We start from the raw sequence: 21,448 nt of genomic DNA, 5'->3' as shown, positions 1-21,448 counted from the left end.
ACCGGCTGCTCGCTCATAGGGCGGTCTCCTCGAGATAGGCATAGGCGGCGTTGGAGCGGGGCGACCACAGCCCGCGCTCGCGCGCCTCGTTGAATTTCGCGATCAGCTCATCATAGCCGAAGCGGTTGGAATTGCTGATAAATTCCCGCACCCGATCGTCCTCCACGAAGGCATCGAAGGCGAGGTCGAAGTGGTGGCTTTTCACCGCCCCCGTCGTCGCGGCAAAGGCGAACATGAAGTCGACCGTCGCAATGATCTCGAAGGCGCCGCGATAGCCATGGCGCATCATTCCGGCGATCCATTTGGGGTTCACCACCCGCGAGCGCATCACATGCGCGATCTCTTCGGAAAGTGTCCGGATTCTGGGCCTTTCCGGCCGGGAATGGTCGTTATGATAGGCCGCCGGAGCCCGACCGGTCAGCGTCTCCGCCGCCGCGGCGAGGCCGCCCTGGAACTGGTAATAGTTGTCGCTGTCGAGCAGGTCGTGCTCGCGATTGTCCTGGTTGTGGACCACCGCATCGATGCCGGAGAGCCTGAGAGCGAAGCGATCCCGCTGCGGCAGCCCGTCGGCCTTGGCGCCATAGGCGTACTGGCCCCAGTCGAGCGCGCGACCGGCCAGGTCGGCCTTGCTCGACCAATTACCACTATCAATCAAGGCGTTAAGCCCGGCGCCATAGCTGCCGGGGCGGGAGCCGAAGATGCGGTGGCCCGCCTCGAGGGCGGCCTCATCCTTGGACTTTCCGGCGGCCATCAAGCCTAACGCCTCGCTGCGCATGCGGGCGGCGATGGGGTTCTCCTCCTCGGGCTCGTCCAGGGCGCCGATGGCCCGCGCGGCGCGGTCGAAGAGGGCGATCTGCGTCGGGAACGCATCGCGGAAAAAGCCCGAGATTCTGAGGGTTACGTCTACCCGGGGGCGACCTAGCCTGGCGAGCGGGATGATCTCGTAGCCGGAAAGGCGGAGCGAACCCGGGTCCCAGGTCGGGCGGGCGCCGATCAGAGCCAGCGCCTGGGCGATGTCGTCGCCGCCGGTGCGCATATTGGCGGTGCCCCAGACGGAAATGGCGACGGCGCGGAGGTGCTGGCCGTGGTCCTGGAGGTGCCGAAGCACCAGGTTTTCTGCGGATTTGCGGCCGAGTTCCCAAGCGGTGGGAGTGGGCACGGCGCGCGGGTCGACGGAATAGAAGTTGCGGCCGGTCGGCAATACGTCGAGGCGGCCGCGGGAAGGGGCGCCAGACGGCCCGGGGCCCACGAGCTTCCCGTCCAACCCGTTGAGGAGCGCCGATGTTTCCGCCGGGCCGGATAGGCGGAGACGGGGTTGGACGACCTCCTGCACGGTCTTCATCACGGCCCGGGTGGCGCTCCAGTCCGGGGCGGGGTCGGTCTCGCCGCTGACGAGGCGCGCAGCGAGATCTTCCAGCGCAGAAACAACGTCCCCGACGCGGCGCACGGAGGATTCTGAAGGCAGATGAACGGAGTCTGACGGCTGATGAACGCCTTCAGCCGGACGGTGATGAACCGCATCTGCCTGTTGATGAATGGAGTCCGCGCCCGAGATGAAGGGGCCCCGCCAGGGCTGCCCCAGTTCCGCCGTCAGTGGATCGAAGCCGAGTTTGAGGTCGTCGGCGAGAGCGCGGATCAGCGAGGCCTCCTCCGGGCTCTCCCCTCGAGGTACGCGCGTCAAGGCGACGGTGAGATCGCGCTCGAGAGCTCCCGCGGGCGACTGGCCGAAGACGTGGAGTCCATCGCGGATTTGCGCCTCCTTGAGGTCGCAGAGGAAGTTGTCGATCCGGATCAGCGCTTCCGTTTCGTCCTCGGGCAGGCCGATGTCCTGGTCGAGCCGGGCATCGCGGGTGAAGTCGAGGATGCGGCGGCGAAGGCCGTCGAGGCGGCGGCGGTCCATGCCGGAGGCGGCGTAGTATTCGTCGAGCAGCGCCTCGAGGTCCTTGAGCGGCCCGTAGGTCTCGGCGCGCGTGAGCGGCGGCACGAGGTGGTCGATGATGACGGCGCCGGTGCGGCGCTTGGCCTGGGTGCCCTCGCCGGGGTCGTTGACGATGAAGGGGTAGAGGTGTGGCAGTTGCGCCCACAGGGCGTCGGGCCAGCTGAGATCGTCCAGCGCCACGGCTTTGCCCGGCAGCCATTCGAGCGTGCCGTGCTTGCCGTTGTGGATCAGCGCATGGGCGCCGAACTCGTGGCGGAGCCAGAGATAGGCGGCGACATAGGCGTGGGGCGGCGGGCGGTTGGGGTCATGGTAGCTCGTGGCATCGTCCTCGCCATGCGTGCGGCCGGGCTGGAGCAGGACGACGACGTTGCCGAAGCGGTGCACCGGCAGGTGGAAGCTGCCCTCGCGCACGAAGGGGTCGGTGGCGGCATCGCCCCAGGTCTCGACAAACGACTGGCGGAGTTGCTCCGGCAGCGGGGCCAGGAGTTCGCGATAACGGGCGAGCGGGAGCACGGCGTCGGACTGCCCGCGCTGCGGATTGGCGTTGGTCGGACCGGACTGGAGGCGCGCCATCAGGTCGGCGGCGGTGGTGGGAATGTCGGCCGCAGCATACCCCTCCCGCTTCAACTCCCGCAGCATGCGCACGGTGGACTCGGGGGCGTCGTAGCCGACGCCGTTGGCGAGGCGGCCGTCGCGGAGGGGGTAGTTGGAAAGGATGACGGCGATCCGGCGCTCGGGGCGGGGCGTGTGGCGCAGGCGGGTCCAGTTGCGGGCGAGGGTGACGGTGCGGCGAATGCCGGAAGGTTCGGGCGCGTAGGCGGTGAGCGGGCACTGGGTGCGCTCGTGCCAGACGGCATCGGCCTTGTGGCCGACGATGATGCCGCCGATGCGGCCATCGAGTTCGGGCATGACCACCGTCATCGCCAGGTCCTTGGCGGAGAGGCCTTGCGGGTCGCTGCTCCATTCGGCGGCGGAGCGGCCGGACTGGATGAGCTGAATGACCGGGGCGTCGGTGCTACTGAAGGGGTTGTGCTTGTCGTCGAGCCCGTCGAGCCCGATCGCAAAGGCAGTGAGATTGAGGATAGCCGAGGGCCGGAAGGCGGCGAGGGCATTCTGCACGAACCGGACGCAGGCGCCTTCCTTGAGCGAGGAGACGAGCAGCGGCACGGGGGCGAGCCCCTGCTGCTCCAGTTCGCTGATCAGGGCTTCCACCACGTCGGTGCCGGCGCCTTCGAGGGCAGCACGGTAGAAGAGGATGGGGATGTGCGGGCGATCCGCGCCATGCAACGTCCGCAGCCCGGCCTCGTCGGTGATGCCGATGTAGGGGTGCCACAGGCCGAAGCGGGGGAAGGGCTGGGGAGCCAGATCGGCGACGCGGGGTTCTGCGGCTGACGCCGGCGCAGCAAGAGCCGTGAAGGCGTCCAGAATGGCATCGGCATTTCCGGGGCCGCCGGCGACAAAGAGGCCGTGAAGCTTGTGCCAGTCGTCGGGGTGGACCGTGGAGCGGTCCCGCAGAATCGGGTCGGGGTTGGCGTCGCCGGGGAGCAGGATGAGCGGGATGCGCTTGTTGGCGCAGAGGGCGGTGAGTTCGTCGACGCCATACTGGAAGTAGGCGATGCCGCCGATCAACCGGAGCACCACCAGGCGCGCGTGCCGGACGGTGTTCTCGAGCCAGAGATCGACCGAGAGGTTGTTGGCGAGGCGCAGGGTGTTGGCGAGGCGCAGTTCGGTTTCGCCGGAGCGGTCCGCGGCAGCCGCGAGCATCGACAACTCGCTGTCGGCGGAGGAGGCGAAGATAAAGGCGCCAGGAGATTGGCCGAGGTCGATGGCCTCGCCCTCCTGCTGGATTGCACCGGCCTGGGCGGAGAGGAGGTGCATGTCAGCCCTCTCTGGAGAAGGAGCCGACCGACCCCCTCCCCGGCCCTCCCCTCAAGGGGGAGGGAGAGCAGGAGCCGTTAGCACCGAGGCGGAGGCTCCTTTGCTTCCCTCCCCCTTGAGGGGAGGGACCGAGGGAGGGGGTCCCGGTGATCATCACCTAAGCCGCGACCGACTCTGCCCGGCGCAGGCTTGCGGTGACGGCGGCGTGGTCGAGCGGGGACTCGCCGATGACAACCAGGCTGGTCTCACGCTTCTCGTCGGCACGCCAGGGCCGGTCGAAATAGGCGGTGACGCGCGGGCCTACCGCCTGAATGGCGAGGCGGGCGGCGGCACCGGGGATGGCGGCGAAGCCCTTGAGGCGGAGGATGTCGTGCCGGCGGATGGTGTCCTCGATGGTGGCAAGGAGCTGATCCTTGCCCTCCACGGCCGGCAGGGTCAGGGCGAAGCTGTCGAAATCGTCGTGCTCGTGCTCTTCGCCGCCATGCTCCAGCTCGTGGTGGCTGGGACGGTTGGCAATGTCGTCCTCGGAACCGATGCCCATGCCGAGCAGCGCACCGATATCGACATGGCCGTTGCGGGCGTGGATGACGCCGACGCCCGGGCGCAGCTCGGCGCGGATATTGGCTTCCACGGTCTTGAGCGTCTCGGGATCGACGAGGTCGGTCTTGTTGAGAATGACGAGATCAGCGGCGGAAAGCTGGTCCTCGAACAGTTCGCCCAGCGGGGTTTCATGATCGAGCATCTCGTCGGCGCGGCGCTGCGCGTCCACGGCGGCCTCGTCGGCGGCGAAGCGGCCTTCAGCGAGAGCCGCGGCATCGGCGACGGTGACGACGCCATCGACGGTCACCTGTGCCTTGATCTCGGGCCAGTTGAAGGCGCGGATCAGCGGCTGCGGCAAAGCAAGGCCGGAGGTCTCGATGACGATGTGGTCGAACTTCTCGGGCCGGGCCAGCAGCGCCTGCATGGTGGGGATGAAGTCTTCCGCCACGGTGCAGCAGATGCAGCCGTTGGATAGTTCGACCATGTCCTCTTCGCGGCAGGTTTCGTCACCGCAGCCGGCGAGGATGTCCTTGTCGACGCCGAGCGAGCCGAACTCGTTGATGATCAGGGCGATGCGCTTGCCCTTGGGAGCGTGCGCCAAGAGGTGGCGCACGAGGGTGGTCTTGCCGGCACCAAGGAAGCCGGTGATGACGGTGGTCGGGATTTTGGTGCTCATGCCGGAGCTCCCTCGGGGATGGCCACCGAGCGGGCCGCGAGACGATCATTGACCCAGCCGAAGGCAAGGCCGAGCACGGTGAAGAACAGCGCGCCGTTGAACAGCACGGCCGAGACGAATTCGGCGGTCATGCGCGGCGGCACGCCGGTGGGCTCGTCGGGCGCGACGGGCGCCGCGATCAGGTGCGGCAGGATGATCAGCGCCGCAGCGACGGCCAGGGCCCAGCCGGCGCGGAATTTTGCCGCGATCACCAGGGCAGCACCGGTCGACACGGCGGCACCGGCCCACCAGAGCTGGCGCGCGAGCGTATCAGCCACCGGCATGCCGGGCATGCCAGGCGGCAGGCCGAGAGCAGGCGCCAGGCTGAAGGCGGCAAAGGCGCCGAGGCCCCAGAGCAGGCCGTTATTGAAGGTGATCGGCAGGTTGAACAGGACCGACACAGCGCCGAGCACCAGGGCATAGCCGGCGGCCATCAGCAAATTGGCAAGGACGGTGTAGGCGGTGCGCTCGAAGCCGTCCTGCGGCATCCACTCGTCGTCGCCGTGGCTATGAACCGGAGTGCCGGCTTCATGGCTATGGGCGGCGTCATCGCCGTGGCTGTGCGCTTCGCCGCCTTCGAAGGATTCAGCGGCAAAGATCAGCGGGGTGACGCGCCAGGCCTGGAAGGCGGACGTGACGAGGCCAGCACAAAGGGCTGCGAGAACCGCAGCAACAAACAGATTGCGAAACATGTCGAGATTCCTTGTTCCCGCTGCCTCAGTGGCAGGGAAAGCCCATGGCATGGCGCGTATCGTGGGCGCCGTTGTGCAGGCGGTAGTCACCGGCAAAACCGGTGCCGACCAGCAGCACCAGGCCCAGCATGAGGGCGAGTGCGCCGGCGATCAGCCGCTGCGACAGGGTCAGGGATGGAATCGAGGTAGAAACGGCAGTGGTATTCATGCGGCACCCTCCGTGCGCGGAATAGAATTGGACCGTGATGGTCCGGCTCGCGACGGCAGGTCTCCTGGCTTGCGGTGATTGCAGCGCCCTCGCCTTCCCGGACTTCCTCGGGGCATCGACTTATCCAAAAACCGCGTCGCACTTTTTGGGTCGATGCCTAGGCATCCAGTGGCATTCGAGGGCACCCACCGCTCACAGTTGCGGGGGCAGCCACGGTCTTGGCCCCTGATGGGTAATCCGCACCGTGTTCCCTTTTGATCCCCCGGCCGCAACGGGCGCGGGAGAACCGTCCCGATCAGCAATACGCCCTCGGATAGCGCCGGGTCAATATTGGGGCATCGGCAGGTCGTCCGGCCAGGGGTAGCCGAGAGTCAGAACCTGAACGCGGGTGTCGATCTCGGCCAGCAGCGGATCGTCGGACGACACCTGCACTTCGCCGGAGACGGAGGTGACGTCGATGTCTTCGGGATAGTCGTCACTGGGCGAGAAGCGGATGGAGAGGTGGCAGCCGCCTTCGAGCTGGGCGAGGTTGCCGGATTCGATGTTGGCGTAACCGCCATAATCCCACCAGAAACCGCCGACCTGGAACGGCTCGCTGTTGAGCGCCTCGACCTCGGCGACGGTCTGGCCGATGCGGACGCCGCCGGGCGCGGTCTGTGAGGGGGACAGTTCGACATAGCTGAGACGGGTGAAGTTCTCCTCGTCGAACCAGCCGAACTCCATGATGCGCTCCGGATCGTCCGGGAAGACGGTGGTGGCGATGAGTTCGGTGCCCTCGGGCCCCGGCACGGTGCCGGTGACGACGTTGTCGGCGCCGAAGGTCTCGATCAGCATGGCCTCGGAACTGCCGGGGCCGAAGACGCCCAGGCAGGCGACCTCTTCGCCCGAGGCGGCAGGTGCACCCTTGTCCTTGGCGGCGGCGGGCGCAGCGGCAGCGAGGACGCAGCAAGCAAGGGCGAGCGACAGGCGGGCATTCATGGTGATTTTCCTCCCATGCGGCCTCGGCCGCATTGGCTGATCATAAACGACTCGCGATATGAACGGCAGCCGAAGCAGAGGTATCCCGTTCCATGAAGCCCATTACGTTCAGCCGCGAAGAGACCAAGGCGCTGGTCGGCGAGATCCAGGATTATTTCCGCGAGGAGCTCGACCAGCAGATCGGCGCGCTGCCGGCGGAGATGCTGATGCAGTTCTTCAGCGAGCGGATGGGCGCCTATTTCTACAATCGCGGGCTCTATGACGCGCAAGCGCTGGTCCGCAAGCAGATCGACTCGCTCAGCGACGACATCTTCGCGCTGGAGCAGCCGACCAGGCACCTGCGATAGAGGATCGTCTCAGCCTCACCTGATTTGGGAGCAAGCCTTGGGCTTCAACCTGCCGACGCTGGCGCCGATCGCGCTACTGATCGCGTCCAACCTGTTCATGACCTTCGCCTGGTACGGGCACCTGAAGTTTCCCGGCGCGGCCCTGTGGGTGGTGGTGCTGGCGAGCTGGGGCATCGCCTTCTTCGAATACTGGCTGGCAGTGCCGGCCAACCGGATCGGCTACGGCGTCTATTCGGGGGCGGAGCTCAAGACCATCCAGGAGGTGATCTCGCTCAGCGTCTTCGTCCTGTTCGCGGTGTTCTACCTTGGCGAGAAGATGACCTGGAACCACGGGGTGGGCTTCGCGCTGATCGCGCTCGGGGCGTTCTTCATCTTCAAGGGGCCGCTGAAGTAGGGGCGCCGGAGCTTGCTGCGCCCCGGCACCCGCGTGATGTCTCCTGCCGACCGGCAGTTGGGTCAGTGCTGCGTGCCCGAACCGCCGACGGCGACGACCGTATAGGGCAGGCCGTCGACGGCGATCGCCTCGGCCACGGTGAAGGTGTCGACCTCGATCATGTGCACCACGCCGGCGAGCGGATCGGTCACCGCGACGTGGTCGCCGGCTACGGCGAGACGCGGACGAGGCAGGCTCCATTCGCCGTCCATGGAGTAGGGTTCGGTGACCCTGACGGTCTGGGCGATCTTGCCGCTGACGACGTCGAGCTGATGGAGATCGCCGTCCTCGGTGAAGATGTAGGCGAAGCGGGGGCGAACCGGATCGGCGACGAAATGCACGCGACGGGTGGGGAGTTCAACCAGGCGGAAGATTGGTTCGGCACCGGGTTCGATGATCACCGCCTTGTCCGACCCGTAGTTGCCGACGAAGTACTGCATGCCCCGGCCGCCGATAAGGGTGGTGGACTTGCCCTCGGGCAGCCCGTCATAGCCGATCCTTTCGACCTCAGGTTCGCCGGAGCCTGAGAGGAGGAGCAATCCTTCCGCGCAGGCGATCGCCAGGATGTTGCCCGAACTGGCTTCGCCATGGAGATCGGCGCAGCCATGGGTGTCGCCGACGACGTAGCCTCCGGCGTCCAGCACATTGACGCCGATCGGCAGGTTGGAGGGATTCTCGGGATGGGGCACGGAGACGATGGTGTAGTCACCCCAGGGAATGGCAACGCCGTGATGTGGCGCGCCGCTGTCGATCTCACGCGGTTCAACGGCTTCTCCGGCGATCCAGGCGTCAGCGTCGAGGATGCTGGCTAGGCCCGAACCGTCGAAGAAGATGGCGACGTCGCCATCATGCCCGACGAAATGCACCGGGCGCTCTCCAGTGACGGTTGCGTCCACCAGCACCGGATCGGTGATGTCGATGTCGCCGTGGTCGCCGTGATCGTCGATGGCGATCCCGGAGCGGATCGCCGACACCTGGTTGGCGGCTCCCTGCACGGCAAAGATGTTGGAGCCTTCCGTGTAGAGGCTCGGTGGTCCGGCGAGGTCGAAGCTGGCGATCGTATCGGCGGCAACTGGATCGATCACTGTCACTCGTCCTTCGGCGTGATCGCCCACGAACAGGCGCCAGGCAGTCGTTTCTTGTGCTGCGCCGGGACCGACCAGCGCGGTGGCGGCGAGGAGCGCGAGGGGAAAGCGGATGTGCATGTTACCTCCGATATGTTAGCACATTACGTACAGGAGTAGAGTGGGGATGTTCTGGAGTGGGCAGGACGTCTAGGGGCCCCGGCCTTGCCTTTCGATAGGCTCAGGACGAAGTCGATGAGAACGCAGCGCCTCGTAGACGTTATGGTAAGTCCAAGAGCCCGGCGGACGATTATTCGCCCAGGCACTCCACCATGCCGGCGGCGAGGCCGCGCATCAGCTCGGCGTAGAGCTCCGGACCGGCTTCGAGCGCACTGCCCTCGGGGTCGAGGGTGCCGGCGCGGGCGGGGGTGGCTTCGGTGACGGTGGCGACGAGGGCGGGCTCGAAATTGGGTTCGGCGAAGACGCAGACGGCGTTGCGGTCGGTGATGATGTGGCGGAGTTCGTCGATGCGGGCGGCGCCGGGCAGCACTTCCGGGGAGACGGTGATGGAGCCGGCGGCGGCAAGGCCGAAGCGGTGCTCGAAATACTGGTAGGCGTCGTGGAAGACGATGAACGGGCGGTCGGCGACCGGCGCCAGGGTCGTTTCGAGCTCGGCTTCCAGCGCGTCTATGGTTTCGACGGTGGCGGCGGCGTTGGCGGCGTAGGTGGCGGCGTTGGCCGGATCGGCTTCAGCCAGCACCTCGCCGATGTGGGTGACCATCAGGGCGGCGTTGTCGGGGTCGAGCCAGAAGTGCATGTCGGCGTCGCCTTGGGCGTGGTCGTGACCGGCATGATCATGCCCCTCGTGGTCGTGATCGTGGTCATGGTCGTGACCCTCGTGCTCATGCGCCTCGAAGGCGCCGCCCTCGCGCATGGGGAGGAGTTCGAGGCCGGGCGTTTCGGCGAGTTCGACCAGGGTGGCATTGTCCGAGAGGGTGCCGAGCGCGTCGCCGAGGAACAGTTCCATGCCGTGCCCGGTCCAGAACACCACATCGGCCGATTCGAGCGCGGCGGCGTCGGAGGGTTTCAGCGAATAGGTGTGGGGTGAGGCGGCGCCGTCGACCAGCAGGTCCGGCTCGCCGACACCGGCCATCACAGACGAGACGAGCGAATGGATCGGCTTGGTGGTGGCGACCACCGCAGGGGCCGCAGTCGCGCTGGTGGTCAAGAGGAGCAGGCCGGCGAGGATGGGGAGGGCGCGCTGCATCATGGCTCCGTGTAATGTTATGTTATTACGCTTGCGGCGGTGTTATGCTATAACGTATTTGGAGGCGTCAAGGGGTGATGCGCCGATGGAGTCGCCCCTGCCCCGCCACACCTGCTGGAGCCGAAATGCTTGATGCGCGACACGAGATCCTGGTGACGCTGGCCGGTGCCGGCGTGCGCCGCGGCGGGCGGACGCTGGTCGAGGGGGTCGACCTCGACCTCAGGCGCGGCGAGATCGTGACGCTGATCGGACCCAACGGATCGGGCAAGTCGACCACGGCGAAGATGGTCACCGGCGTGCTGAAGCCCACGGCGGGCACGGTGACGCGGCAGCCGGGGCTGACCATCGGTTATGTGCCGCAGAAGCTCGGCATCGACTGGACCATGCCGCTGACGGTGGAGCGGCTGATGACGCTGACCGGACGCTTCGGTGCGGCCGAAATCGAGCGGGCGCTGGCAGCGGTGGGTGCGGCGCATCTCAAGCGCGCGGCGGTGCAGGAATTGTCGGGCGGCGAGTTCCAGCGGGTGCTGTTCGCGCGGGCGATGATCCGCAAGCCCGACCTGATGGTGCTGGACGAGCCGGTGCAGGGCGTCGACTTTTCGGGCGAGGTGGCGCTCTACGAGCTGGTGCGCGAGATCCGCGACACCACCCGCGCCGGCATTTTGATGATCAGCCATGACCTGCATGTGGTGATGGCCGAGACCGACACGGTGATCTGCCTCAACGGCCATGTCTGCTGCACCGGCACGCCGGCGGTGGTGAAAAAGAGCCCGGAATATCTACGCCTGTTCGGCCCGCGGGCGGCCGAGACACTGGCGATCTACGAGCACCATCACGACCACGAGCACCATGACGATGGCTGCGTGGTGCCGGCGGGGGCGGTGCATGAGCATGGGCACGAGGGGCATCATCATGGGCATTGAGGGCTTGGCCAGCCACGACACCCCCACCCCAACCCCTCCCCTCAGGGGGGAGGGGCTTTGGTGCGGTGGTTGGGGCAATACGCTGCCACAGACGCGAGGCGGTCCCCTCCCCCTTGAGGGGAGGGCTAGGGTGGGGGTGTCGAACTCCGGGAGCCAACGTCATGCTCGGTGATTTCTTCTCGCGCGCCCTCATTGCCGGAATCGGCCTCGCAGCCGTGACCGGGCCGCTCGGCTGTTTCGTGGTGTGGCGGCGGATGGCGTATTTCGGGGATACGATGGCGCATTCCGCGCTGCTCGGCGTGGCGCTGTCGATCCTCCTGTCGCTCAACATGGCGCTCGGCGTGTTCGTCGTGGCCGCAATGGTTGCCGGGGCGCTGTTGCTGCTGGAGCGGCAGAATTCGCTGTCGACCGACGCGCTGCTCGGCATTCTCAGCCATTCGACCCTGGCGGTCGGGCTGGTGCTGGTGGGGTTCCTCACCACGGTGCGGATCGACCTGATGGGCTTCCTGTTCGGCGATCTTCTCGCGGTCTCGTTGGGGGACATCGCGCTGATCTATGGTGGCGGCGCCGCCATCCTCGGCGTGCTGCTGCTCGGCTGGCGGCCACTGCTGGCGGCCACGGTGAGCCCGGAACTCGCCGAGGCCGAGGGCCTGCGGCCGGGGGTCAGCCGGGTGATCCTGATGCTCTTGATGGCATCGGTGATCGCCATCGCCATGAAGCTCGTCGGCGTCTTGCTGATCACCTCGCTGCTGATCATCCCGGCCGCCACGGCGCGGCGCCTCAGTGCGACACCGGAGGCGATGGCGGCGATTGCCGCCGTGCTCGGCGCATTGGCGGTGATCGGCGGGCTGTTCGGCTCGCGCACCTGGGACACGGCGTCGGGACCCTCGATCGTGGTCGCGGCCCTCGTGATCTTCCTGGTCTCGCTGGCGGTGCCCACCGCCCGCTTGTTTGGGCGAAAGGTTCAGCATGGCGCATGATCATCCCATCCCGGCGGACCTGACCCGCAACCAGGAGCTGGTGCTGGGTACGCTGAACCATTCGGCGGGGCCGCTCAGCGCCTATGACATTCTCGACCGGCTGCGCGGCGAAGGCCTGCGGGCACCGCTGCAGGTCTATCGGGCGCTCGACAAGCTGGTGGAGCGCGGCCTCGCGCATCGCCTGGAGTCGCTCAATGCGTTCGTTGCCTGCGCCGATGTGCACTGTCACCGCAAGGGCCTGATCGCCTTCGCGATCTGCGAGCGCTGCGGCAAGGTCGACGAGTTCGCCGACGCCGTGATCGAGGAGCGACTCGGCGGCTGGGCGGAGACCGAAGGGTTTACCGTGGAGCGCACGACGATGGAGATCCGCGGGCGCTGCTCGGAGTGCGCGAAGGCGGCATAGGGGCGCCAGGTTGCGGGGGTGCGAGGCCGCGACCTACCCACACCCACCAGCCTGCCCCTGGACGTGATCCGAGGGCCTCTTATCGCGTCAGCGGGCGCTGACAATGGCCCTCGAGTCGAGCCCGAGGGCAGATCGGGGACCGGGCAGTTTCGGTGCGCTGCCGCAGCGCCGAAGACCGGATCGATAGCACCGTGGCCGCGACCTCGTCCTTCGACAGGCTGAGGATGAGGTCTATGAAGCTGTGGTGGCCGTCAGAAAGTGCACTGCGGCGGCGCCGTATTCGCGGCGGTCTTCGAGGGTCAGACCGGCGGGAATGGTGATGGGGGTGTCCACCGCCTCTTCCCAGACCAGGGTGGCGCCGTCGGCGAGCCAGCGGTGGGTCAGCAGTTGGTCGACTGCCTGTTCGCCGAGTTGCTTGCTGTAGGGCGGATCGAGGAACACCAGGTCGAAGCGGCCGAAGGTGCCCGGGACGCCAAGATTGGTGGCGTCGCGGCGCAGGAGCTTGGTGATGCCGGCGATGCCGAAATCCTCGATATGGTCGCGGATCAGGCCGCGGCCCTCGGCGCCGTTCTCGACGAAGGTGACATGGGCAGCACCGCGCGACAGCGCCTCGAGCCCAAGGGCGCCAGTGCCGGCGAACAGGTCGAGCACGCGCTTTCCTTCGAGCACCGGGCCGAGACGCGAGGCGAGAATGTTGAAGACGTTCTCGCGCACCCGATCCGCTGTGGGGCGGATCGATTCATCACTGGGTGAACGCAACTGCTTGCCGCGGAAGCGACCGGCGACGATGCGCATGCCTTAACCCCGCGGACGGCGCGGACCGCCTGCCGGCTTGCCGCCAGCGGGACGGGAGCCGGTGGGACGCGGACCACCGGGACGCGGGCCGCGCGGCTTTGCCGGTCCCCCATCGCGCGGCGGGCGACCACCAGGGCTGCCGCCCGGCTTGCCGCCGAAGCGGGCGGGCTTGCCACCGCGATCCCCCTCGGGCCGCGGGCGAGCAGGCCGGGACGGACGCCCCTCGCCTGCACCAGCGTCCTCGCGCGGGCGGAACGGCTTGTCACCACGGGGGCGGAACGGCTTGTCGCTGCGCTGCGCCTCGTCGCGCGTGCGCGGCGGACGCGGCCCACGAGCAGGGGCATCGCCGTCACGCCGGGGCGGGCGCGGACCACGGGCAGGACGAGCGTCGGCGCCTTCGGCGTCGCGGCGCGGCTTGAAGGATCCGCGGGGCGCATCGTCACCCCCACGGCGCGGTTTGAAGGCGCCACGCGGAGCCTCGTCGCCGTCGCGGCGGGGCTTGCCAGCACCCTCGAAGCGCGGCTTACCGAAGCTGCGGTTGGGACCGCCGTCGCGGTCGCCGCGGCCGCGGGCAGGCGCCCTGCCCTGGTATTCCTCCGGCGCGCGACCGTCCTCGTCGAAATGAATGCGGCGGGTCGGGCCGGCCGGACGATCGTCACGGGCGCCGCCACGGGGCGGAGCGGCGCGCGGCGCCACACGGTCGCGCGGGCTGCGGACCGGGCGCTGCTCGCGCTGCGCTTCCCATTCCTCGGGCGACAGTTCGGCGTGATCGGTGAAGCGGAAGCGCTGGCGGTTGATCTCGACGGTGTTGGTGCCGCGGCCGGTCTTGCGGTCGCGCGTCGGCTTGCCCACCAGCGCCTTGGCGGGATCGAGCTCGGGCATCTCGCTGTCGAAATCGACATCGGCAGCGTCGGCCAGCTTCTTGCCGAGCTGATCGCGCAGCACCTTGGCGCGCACCGTCTCGATGCCACCGACCGGAATGTCGTTGAGCTGGAACGGACCGTAGCTGACGCGGATCAGGCGGTTGACCTCGAGGCCGAGCGCGCCGAGCACGTTCTTGACCTCGCGGTTCTTGCCTTCGCGCAGCGCCACCACCAGCCAGACATTGCTGCCCTGCTCGCGCTCGAGGGTCGCTTCGATCGGCCCGTAGCGAACGCCTTCGACCTCGATACCATCCTTGAGCGTATCCAGCCGCGCCTGGGTGATGCTGCCATGGGCCCGCACGCGGTAGCGGCGGAGCCAGCCCGTCGCCGGCAGTTCGAGCACGCGCTTGAGGCCGCCGTCATTGGTGAGCAGCAGCAGCCCTTCGGTGTTGATGTCGAGCCGGCCGACGGTGACCACCCGCGGCAGGCCGTGCTCGGCCAGCGCCTCGAAAATGGTGGGGCGGCCTTCGGGATCCTTCTCGGTGACCACGAGCCCGGCAGGCTTGTGGTAGAGCCAGACGCGGGTGCCCTGACGGGCGGCGAGCGGAGCGCCGTCGACGAGGATGGTGTCACGGTCGGTAACGTTGAAGGCGGGCGTGATCACCTTCTTGCCGTTGACCACCACGCGGCCGGCGGTGATCCAGGCTTCGGCGTCACGACGAGAGCAGAGGCCGGAGCGGGCGATGACCTTGGCGAGGCGATCGCCGGTGTCGGGCTTGGCAGGAGAGGTGGACATCGCTGGATGATCTTTCGACATGCGGGACCCGGACGGGCGGCGCGGAAATGACGATGCGGCCGGACAAGCCGACCGCATCAGAAAACGTGTTGAGTCCCGGCCTAGTTGGGGTTGTTGTCCAGGCCGAGTTCCTTGCCCAGGGAGCCGCTCTCGATTGGCCGCGAGGCAGAGCTGGCGCCGCCGATCCAGTTGCGCTGCGACTGCAGCGCCTTGCGGACATCCTCGGGGCAGCGCTGATCGTTCACCGAGACGAGTTCGCCATTGGCGGCGCGGCAGACGAGTTCGGCATCGCCGACGCGCGTGAAGTACTCGTCGGGCGGCAAATAGAGTGGCCGGTTGGTGTTGGCGGTAACCGTCATGTTGGCCGCCTGCATGCGGGCGGTCAGCATCTTGGCCTCCGCTTCGGTCAGCGGGCGACCGGAGAGCGAGCGCAGATCCACCACCTTGGCGTTGCGCAGGCGCTGCAGATCGGCCTCGGTCAAACCGCTGGTATCGATCCGCACGGTATCGCTGTTGGCCGGCAGCTGGGCGGCGGCAACCTGCGTCGCCGGCTGCGGCAGAGCTTGACCGCTGGCCGGCAGCACCAGGGGCGCGCGGGCGGTCGCAGGCTCTTCCTTCTCGGCAGCGCCGGGAATGAGGCCGACGCCGGCGGCGGTCGGCTTCAGCACTTCGCGCTCGAAAGTGCCGATATCGGTCATGGCGTTGGTGCCTTCCACCGTGGTGCAAGCACCCAGGCCAAGGGCCAGCACGATGCCCAACGAGGCTAGACCCACACGGGCAAGGCCGGCGCGGGCACGCTGCCCGATCAAACCACTCAGCATGTAACGTCCTTCGCGATATCGCGGCGCTTATAGACCATTCTGCCCGCTAAAACCAGATTGCGGCAGCACCATGTTGTGGCGCTTCACGCCTGCTTGGGGCGAGCCTTGCCGAGGCCCAGCGCATCGAGCAGCAGCAGGATGACGCCGAATGTGATGGCGACATCGGCCAGGTTGAAGATGTAGAACGACCATTGGCCCCAATGGAAGTGGAAGAAGTCCGCCACCGCGCCATAAAGCAAGCGGTCGAGGGCGTTGGACAGCGCGCCGCCCACGGCGAGGGCAAGGCCGAGCCGCACCAGCAGCACGTCGGTGCGTGTCCACCAGACAGACAGGGCGATGATGGCCACGGCCATGATCAGCCCCAGAGCCCAGACGGGAAGGCCGCCGAGCAGCCCATACGAAATGCCGGTGTTCCAGACGAGCACATAGTCGAAGAAATCGGTCACGCGAATGAACTCGCCGCCGCGCCAGCCGGTGAGGCTGACGGGGACGAAGGTGGCAAAGACTTCGACGCAGCGATCCTGGCCGATGCCGATGCAGTCGGCGGCGATGTGGAAGTGCTTCTGCGCCCGGTCGATGCCGAAGGCGAAAATGCCCGCCATGAGCGACACCAGCACGGATGGGTCGCGCAGCGATGGTGTGGTCATGTGGTAGCCCCTCCTTGCATCAGGACTAGGGAGCATGGCGCCGGGTGGCAAGTGAGAAGGTGAGGCGGACACCCAGTGCGCGAAGGCACCCCCTCACCCTGGCCCTCTCCCCCTAGGGGCGAGGGGACGATGTTGCCGGTGCGGCGCTCCCCACAGACACCGAATCCTCGCCTCCTGCGTCCCCTCCCCCCTAGGGGGAGAGGGCCAGGGTGAGGGTTGCACCAGCTCTTCGGCTACAACCCCGCTTCGGCCCGTTCGCGCAGGGCCTGGGCGTCGCGGAGGGTGACGTCGGGGAAGTCGGGGTCGGTGCCGACTTCGGGCAGGACCTTCCAGGAGCGGGCGCAGCGCTTGCCTTCGGCCAGCGCCGGCACCACGGCGACGCCGGGCACTTCCGCCAGGGTGAAGGCGCCCATGGGCAGTTCGCCAGCCTTTTCCACGCTGATGGCGGAGGTGATCGCCACTTCGGCCATGTCGACCCCCTCGATGGCGGCGGCGAGCCGCTCATCGGTGATGGTGACGCGCGGGGCCGCTTCCAGCGAGGAGCCGATGCGCTTTTCGCGGCGCTCGATCTCGAGGGCGCCGGTGATGACGCGGCGGACGGCCTTGATGCGATCCCAGCGCTCTTCCAGTTCCGGATCGAGCCAGTCCGCCGGAACATCGGGGAAGAGGCGCAGGTGGACGGACGAGCCGGCCTCGGGGTGACGCTCGAGCCAGCACTCTTCCATGGTGAACACCAGGATGGGCGCGAGCCAGGCGGTGAGGCAGTCGAACAGGTGGTTGAGCACCGTCAGCGCGGCGCGGCGGCGAACCGAGGAGATCGGATCGCAGTAGAGCGCATCCTTGCGGATGTCGAAGTAGAACGCCGAAAGCTCGATGTTCATGAAGTTGGTGAGGAGCGTGACCACGCGGCGGTAGTCGAACTCCTCGTAGGCGGCGCGGACGCCCTGGTCGAGCTCGGCGAGGCGATGCAGCATCAGCCGCTCGAGCTCGGGCATTTCGGCGAAGGCGACTTCGTCCTCGGCCCGGTAGTGAGCGAGGTTGCCGAGCAGCCAGCGCAGGGTGTTGCGCAGCTTGCGGTAGCTGTCGACCGTGGTCTGGATGATCTCCTTGCCGAGGCGCAGGTCTTCCGCATAGTCGGACGAGGCGACCCAGAGGCGCAGGATGTCGGCGCCGTACTGCTTGATGATCTCCTGCGGGGCGACGACGTTGCCCAGCGACTTCGACATCTTGCGGCCTTCGCCGTCCATGGTGAAGCCATGGGTGAGCACGCTGTCATAGGGCGCGTGGCCGTTGGTGGCGGCGGATTCGAGCAGCGAGGAATGGAACCAGCCGCGGTGCTGGTCCGAGCCTTCCAGATACATCGAGGCCGGAAACTTGAGGTGCGGCCACTTCTGCTTGTTGCGCAGAACGAAGGCGTGGGTGGAGCCGGAGTCGAACCACACATCGAGGATGTCGGTGACCATCTCGTAGTCGGCGGCGTTGTAGCCGTCCCCGAGATAGCGCTCGGCCGCGCCGGGCTTGTACCAGGCGTCGGCGCCTTCTTCCTCAAAGCTCTGGGCGATGCGGTGGTTGACCTGCTCGTCCTTGAGGATCTCGCCGCTTTCCTTGTGCACGAACACGGTGATCGGCACGCCCCAGGCGCGCTGGCGCGACAGCACCCAGTCGGGGCGCTCGGCGATCATCGAGCGCAGGCGGTTCTGTCCGGCAGCGGGGTAGAATTTGGTGGCGTCGATGGCGCGGAGGGCGCGGGTGCGCAGGGTGTCGCCTGCGGCGCCGCCGATCGGGCGGTCCATGTACACGAACCACTGCGGGGTGTTGCGGTAGATCACCGGCTTCTTGGAGCGCCAGGAATGCGGGTACTGGTGCTTGATGCGGCCGCGCGCGACCATGGCGCCGCGCTCGGCTAGGGCGGTGATGACGCGCTGGTTGGCGTCGCCCTTCTTGCCGCTGTCGTCGATGACGCGGGCGCCTTCGAAGCCGGGCGCATCCTTGGTGTAGAAGCCGGCATCGTCGACGGTGAAGGGGATGCGGGTGTCGATGCCGCGCTCGGTGAGCTGGCGGCCGTTGGACATCCAGACGTCGAAGTCGTCGAGGCCGTGGCTCGGCGCGGTGTGGACGAAGCCGGTACCGGCATCGTCGGTGACGTGTTCGCCGTCGAGCAGGGGCACGTCGAAGGCGTAGCCGTTGGCGAAGCCGCGGAGCGGGTGGGCGCAGGTCAGGCCGGCCAGATCAGCGGCGGAGACAGTCGCGCGCTTCTCGAAGGCTTCGACCTTGGCCTTGCTGAAGACCTCGGCGGCGAGCTGGTCGGCGATGATGTACTTGTCGCCCACCGCGGCCCAGTTGCCTTCCGGCGCAGCCGTGACCTCGTAAAGCCCGTACTCGATCTTGCTGGAAAAGGAGATGGCGCGGTTGGCAGGAATGGTCCACGGCGTCGTGGTCCAGATCACCACAGAGGCACCAGCAAGCTCGCCGGAAGTCACCGGGAACTTCACCCAGATCGCGTCGGACTCGTAGTCTTGGTACTCGATCTCGGCTTCGGCCAGCGCCGTGCGTTCGACGACCGACCACATCACCGGCTTGGAGCCGCGATAGAGCTGGCCGGAGGTGGCGACCTTCATCAGTTCGCGAGCGATCTGGGCTTCGGCGTCGAAGCTCATGGTGAGGTAGGGGTTGTCCCACTCGCCGAGCACGCCGAGGCGCTTGAACTCCTCGCGCTGGATGTCGACCCATTGCGAGGCGAAGGCGCGGCATTCCTGGCGGAATTCGACGACCGGAACCTCGTTCTTGTCCTTGCCCTTGGCGCGGTACTGCTCTTCGATCTTCCACTCGATCGGCAGGCCGTGGCAGTCCCAGCCCGGCACATAGGCCGAGTTGTAGCCCAGCATCTGCATCGAGCGGCTGACGAGGTCCTTCAGCGTCTTGTTGAGCGCGTGGCCGATATGGATGTTGCCGTTGGCGTAGGGCGGGCCGTCATGCAGGGTGAACAGCGGACGGTCCCTGGCCTGCTCGCGCTGGAGGCCATAAAGGTCCATCTCTTCCCAGCGCTTCAGCCAGTCGGGCTCGCGCTGCGGCAGGCCGGCACGCATGGGGAAGTTCGTCTCGGGCAGGAACAGCGTCGAGGAATAGTCGGTCTCGGCGCTCACGGCGGTATCGGTCATCACACGGCAATCGGGATGGGGGAGGTTGGCGGCCTTTTAGCAAGGCAGGGCGGATGGGGCAAAGGGTTTGGGTACCCTTGGCTAGCCGAAGAACCCCAGCTGGGCATCCAGCTCCGTCAGCGGGCGGGCGGCGGCGAGGGCTTCGCGGGCCTTGCGGCTGTCGCGATCCATGGCGGCGATGAGGGCGTCGAGGCCGGAGAACACTTCCTGGCCACGGATGTGGGCGACGAGGGCGACCTCGATGGTGTGGCCGTAGATGTCCTCGTCGAAGTCGAACAGGTGCGTCTCGAAAGGCGGGCGCTGGTTGTCGAACATCGGCTTGCCATAGGCGGCGACGCCATCGAACAGCCGCTCGCCGAGGCGGGCGCGGACGGCATAGACGCCCTGGGCCAGATGGAAGCCGGTGGGCGTCATGGTGTTCGCGGTGGGGTAGCCGAGCTCCCTGCCCCGCTGGTCGCCCTTGATCACGCAGCCGGTGAAGAACCAGTGGTAGCCGAGCAGGCGATTGGCGGCGGTGACGGCGCCCTCCGACAGGGCAGCGCGGATGCGCGAGGAACTGATCGGCTCGTCGCCCTCATCCATCAGGTCGAGGGTTTCGACGGCGAAACCCTGCGCCTCGCCAGCAGCCTTGAGGAAATTCGGCGTGCCGCGGCGCTGGCGGCCGAAATGGAAGTCAGCGCCGACGATCACCCCGGTGACGCCCAGCGCCTCGACCAGGAAGCGCTGGACGAAATCCTCCGCCTCGATCTGCGAAAAGGCGCGGTCGAAATGGAGAATGGCGGCGGCGTCGAGCCCGAAGGCCTCGGCCAGACGCGCCTTGGCGGTGCCGTCGGTCAGCCGGAACATGAACGGGGCCGGCGCGAACACGTCGCGCGGATGCGGCTCGAAGGTCAGCATCAGCGCCGGCACGCCGGCGGCACGCGCCCGCTCCAGGAGGGTCGCGAGCACCGTCTGGTGGCCGCGATGCACCCCGTCGAAATTGCCGATGGCCACATAAGCGCCGCGCAGCGAAGCGGGCACGCTGTCGAGTGAATCAAGCCGCTGAAAGGCCATCTTTTACCACGCCAGCCGCGGCAGGAAGCCGGCGACGCGGGCGCGGCTCGGCGCCACGAGGTCGGCAATGGCTTGGGGGTCGGGCTGGCCGAAAGCGTCGAGTTCGGCCGCATGGATGGAGCCGGTGACGAACAGCAGGTCGACGCCGAACTGGGCGGCGCCCGTCGCGTCGGTGCGTACGCTGTCGCCGATCGCCAGCACCCGCGCCTTGTCGAGCGGCCGGCCGGCGGCCTCCTCGGCGAGGCGGAAGGCTTCCTCGTAGATCGGCTGGTAAGGCTTGCCGGCCATCAGCACCATGCCGCCCATGGCGGCATAAAGATCGCCGAGCGAGCCGCCGCAATAGATGATCTTGTCGCCATGCTCGACCACCCGATCGGGATTGGCGCAGATCATCGGTAGCCGCCGCGACAGCCAGAACTTGGCGCGCTCGCGGTACATTTCGGGGTGATCCTCGTCGGTGTCGAGATCGGTCACCACCACCGCCTCGGCTTCTTCCGCGCCGGTGCGGCGCACGTCGAGGCCCTCATAGAGCGAGTCGTCCTCGGTCGGCGGGCCGACATGGTGGATGGCCCTGCCCCGATACTTGGCGATCATCGCCCGGGTCGCATCACCGGAGGACACGATCGCATCATAGGCATCGCGGCCGACGCCGAGGCGATCGAGCATGGCAACGATAGGACCGGAGGGCCGCGGCGCATTGGTGATGAACACCACCTTGCCGCCCGCCTTGCGGTACTCGACCAGCGCCGCGACGGCGCTCGGGAAGGCCGAAACACCGTTGTGCACCACGCCCCAGACATCGCTCAACACGGCATCGTAACGGCCGGCAAGATCGGAAAGTCCGTCGATTTCTGGAAGAGGTGCGGTCATGGGTCGGGTCCAGGGGAAGGTGGCCCTGTATGTGGCAGCTTGCCGCTACCGATCAAGCCCAAACCGTGGGCTCGCGAC

The 21,448-nt window shown here is 67.5% G+C and carries 19 protein-coding genes and 1 riboswitch; of the genes, 5 read left to right on the top strand and 14 right to left on the bottom strand.

From position 1 onward, the window contains the following. Nucleotides 1-13: 13 nt before the first annotated feature. The 5 genes from cobN to ACFSX5_RS12465 form a co-directional block, all read right to left on the bottom strand. Nucleotides 14-3,817: a cobaltochelatase subunit CobN gene (cobN, locus tag ACFSX5_RS12485; protein ID WP_386833837.1), complete on the bottom strand. Its 3,804-nt coding sequence runs from the start codon at nucleotides 3,815-3,817 to the stop codon at nucleotides 14-16. 157 nt (nucleotides 3,818-3,974) lie between these two features. After that, entirely contained in the window at nucleotides 3,975-5,033 is a 1,059-nt protein-coding gene (gene cobW / locus ACFSX5_RS12480) for a cobalamin biosynthesis protein CobW (protein ID WP_386833836.1), read from the bottom strand. Beyond that, a complete protein-coding gene (locus tag ACFSX5_RS12475; RefSeq protein WP_386833835.1) occupies nucleotides 5,030-5,764 on the bottom strand; it encodes a CbtA family protein in 735 nt (244 codons plus the stop codon). The genes cobW and ACFSX5_RS12475 overlap by 4 nt, the downstream gene beginning before the upstream one ends. 25 nt (nucleotides 5,765-5,789) lie before the next feature. Further along, entirely contained in the window at nucleotides 5,790-5,972 is a 183-nt protein-coding gene (locus ACFSX5_RS12470; RefSeq protein ID WP_386833833.1) for a CbtB domain-containing protein, read from the bottom strand. 37 nt (nucleotides 5,973-6,009) lie between these two features. Further along, nucleotides 6,010-6,278, bottom strand: a riboswitch (cobalamin riboswitch). Nucleotides 6,279-6,296: 18 nt separating this feature from the next. Next, nucleotides 6,297-6,950 (bottom strand): hypothetical protein, encoded by a 654-nt coding sequence (locus ACFSX5_RS12465; RefSeq protein ID WP_386833832.1) that lies wholly within the window; start codon nucleotides 6,948-6,950, stop codon nucleotides 6,297-6,299. A gap of 92 nt (nucleotides 6,951-7,042) precedes the next feature. On the opposite strand from ACFSX5_RS12465, the gene ACFSX5_RS12460 reads away from it, so the two are divergent. After that, nucleotides 7,043-7,297, top strand: a complete 255-nt coding sequence (locus tag ACFSX5_RS12460; RefSeq protein WP_386833831.1) for a DUF2164 domain-containing protein — start codon at nucleotides 7,043-7,045, stop codon at nucleotides 7,295-7,297. A gap of 37 nt (nucleotides 7,298-7,334) precedes the next feature. After that, complete coding sequence (locus ACFSX5_RS12455) at nucleotides 7,335-7,691, top strand: DMT family protein (RefSeq protein ID WP_386833829.1); 357 nt, start codon at nucleotides 7,335-7,337, stop codon at nucleotides 7,689-7,691. A 62-nt stretch (nucleotides 7,692-7,753) separates the two neighbouring features. On the opposite strand, the gene ACFSX5_RS12450 is transcribed toward ACFSX5_RS12455, so the two are convergent. Together ACFSX5_RS12450 and ACFSX5_RS12445 are read right to left on the bottom strand one after the other, a co-directional pair. After that, nucleotides 7,754-8,935 (bottom strand): hypothetical protein, encoded by a 1,182-nt coding sequence (locus ACFSX5_RS12450; RefSeq protein WP_386833827.1) that lies wholly within the window; start codon nucleotides 8,933-8,935, stop codon nucleotides 7,754-7,756. Between the two features lie 169 nt (nucleotides 8,936-9,104). After that, nucleotides 9,105-10,061 carry a zinc ABC transporter substrate-binding protein gene (locus ACFSX5_RS12445; protein ID WP_386833825.1) on the bottom strand — a complete coding sequence of 319 codons (957 nt, stop codon included), beginning with the start codon at nucleotides 10,059-10,061 and terminating at the stop codon, nucleotides 9,105-9,107. Between the two features lie 125 nt (nucleotides 10,062-10,186). Here ACFSX5_RS12445 and ACFSX5_RS12440 point away from each other — a divergent pair, with 125 nt between their 5' ends. The 3 genes from ACFSX5_RS12440 to ACFSX5_RS12430 all read left to right on the top strand — a co-directional run bounded on the left by ACFSX5_RS12440 (nucleotide 10,187) and on the right by ACFSX5_RS12430 (nucleotide 12,367). After that, on the top strand, nucleotides 10,187-10,984 hold the full coding sequence (locus ACFSX5_RS12440) for an ATP-binding cassette domain-containing protein (protein ID WP_386833823.1): 798 nt from the start codon (nucleotides 10,187-10,189) through the stop codon (nucleotides 10,982-10,984). Nucleotides 10,985-11,145: 161 nt separating this feature from the next. Beyond that, entirely contained in the window at nucleotides 11,146-11,964 is an 819-nt protein-coding gene (locus tag ACFSX5_RS12435; RefSeq protein WP_386833821.1) for a metal ABC transporter permease, read from the top strand. Further along, a complete protein-coding gene (locus ACFSX5_RS12430; protein ID WP_386833820.1) occupies nucleotides 11,954-12,367 on the top strand; it encodes a Fur family transcriptional regulator in 414 nt (137 codons plus the stop codon). The genes ACFSX5_RS12435 and ACFSX5_RS12430 overlap by 11 nt, the downstream gene beginning before the upstream one ends. A gap of 231 nt (nucleotides 12,368-12,598) precedes the next feature. On the opposite strand, the gene rsmD is transcribed toward ACFSX5_RS12430, so the two are convergent. The 7 genes from rsmD to ACFSX5_RS12395 form a co-directional block, all read right to left on the bottom strand. Continuing rightward, nucleotides 12,599-13,162 carry a 16S rRNA (guanine(966)-N(2))-methyltransferase RsmD gene (gene rsmD / locus ACFSX5_RS12425; protein ID WP_386833818.1) on the bottom strand — a complete coding sequence of 188 codons (564 nt, stop codon included), beginning with the start codon at nucleotides 13,160-13,162 and terminating at the stop codon, nucleotides 12,599-12,601. A 3-nt stretch (nucleotides 13,163-13,165) separates the two neighbouring features. Next, a complete protein-coding gene (locus ACFSX5_RS12420; RefSeq protein ID WP_386833817.1) occupies nucleotides 13,166-14,821 on the bottom strand; it encodes a pseudouridine synthase in 1,656 nt (551 codons plus the stop codon). A 101-nt stretch (nucleotides 14,822-14,922) separates the two neighbouring features. Then, nucleotides 14,923-15,642, bottom strand: a complete 720-nt coding sequence (locus ACFSX5_RS12415; RefSeq protein ID WP_386833816.1) for a hypothetical protein — start codon at nucleotides 15,640-15,642, stop codon at nucleotides 14,923-14,925. An 83-nt stretch (nucleotides 15,643-15,725) separates the two neighbouring features. Next, nucleotides 15,726-16,289: a signal peptidase II gene (lspA, locus tag ACFSX5_RS12410; protein WP_386833814.1), complete on the bottom strand. Its 564-nt coding sequence runs from the start codon at nucleotides 16,287-16,289 to the stop codon at nucleotides 15,726-15,728. A 233-nt stretch (nucleotides 16,290-16,522) separates the two neighbouring features. Further along, the gene (gene ileS / locus ACFSX5_RS12405; protein WP_386833813.1) at nucleotides 16,523-19,447 is read right to left on the bottom strand and encodes an isoleucine--tRNA ligase; all 2,925 of its coding nucleotides are present in this window, start codon (nucleotides 19,445-19,447) and stop codon (nucleotides 16,523-16,525) included. Between the two features lie 81 nt (nucleotides 19,448-19,528). Continuing rightward, the gene (locus ACFSX5_RS12400; RefSeq protein ID WP_386833812.1) at nucleotides 19,529-20,500 is read right to left on the bottom strand and encodes a bifunctional riboflavin kinase/FAD synthetase; all 972 of its coding nucleotides are present in this window, start codon (nucleotides 20,498-20,500) and stop codon (nucleotides 19,529-19,531) included. 3 nt (nucleotides 20,501-20,503) lie between these two features. Beyond that, the gene (locus tag ACFSX5_RS12395; protein WP_386833810.1) at nucleotides 20,504-21,370 is read right to left on the bottom strand and encodes a TIGR01459 family HAD-type hydrolase; all 867 of its coding nucleotides are present in this window, start codon (nucleotides 21,368-21,370) and stop codon (nucleotides 20,504-20,506) included. Nucleotides 21,371-21,448 lie beyond the last annotated feature (78 nt).

It is taken from the genome of Devosia albogilva (genome assembly GCF_042685625.1).
In the GTDB taxonomy this organism is placed as follows: Bacteria; Pseudomonadota; Alphaproteobacteria; order Rhizobiales; family Devosiaceae; genus Devosia; species Devosia albogilva.
This window is presented reverse-complemented; position numbering and strand designations above follow the sequence as displayed.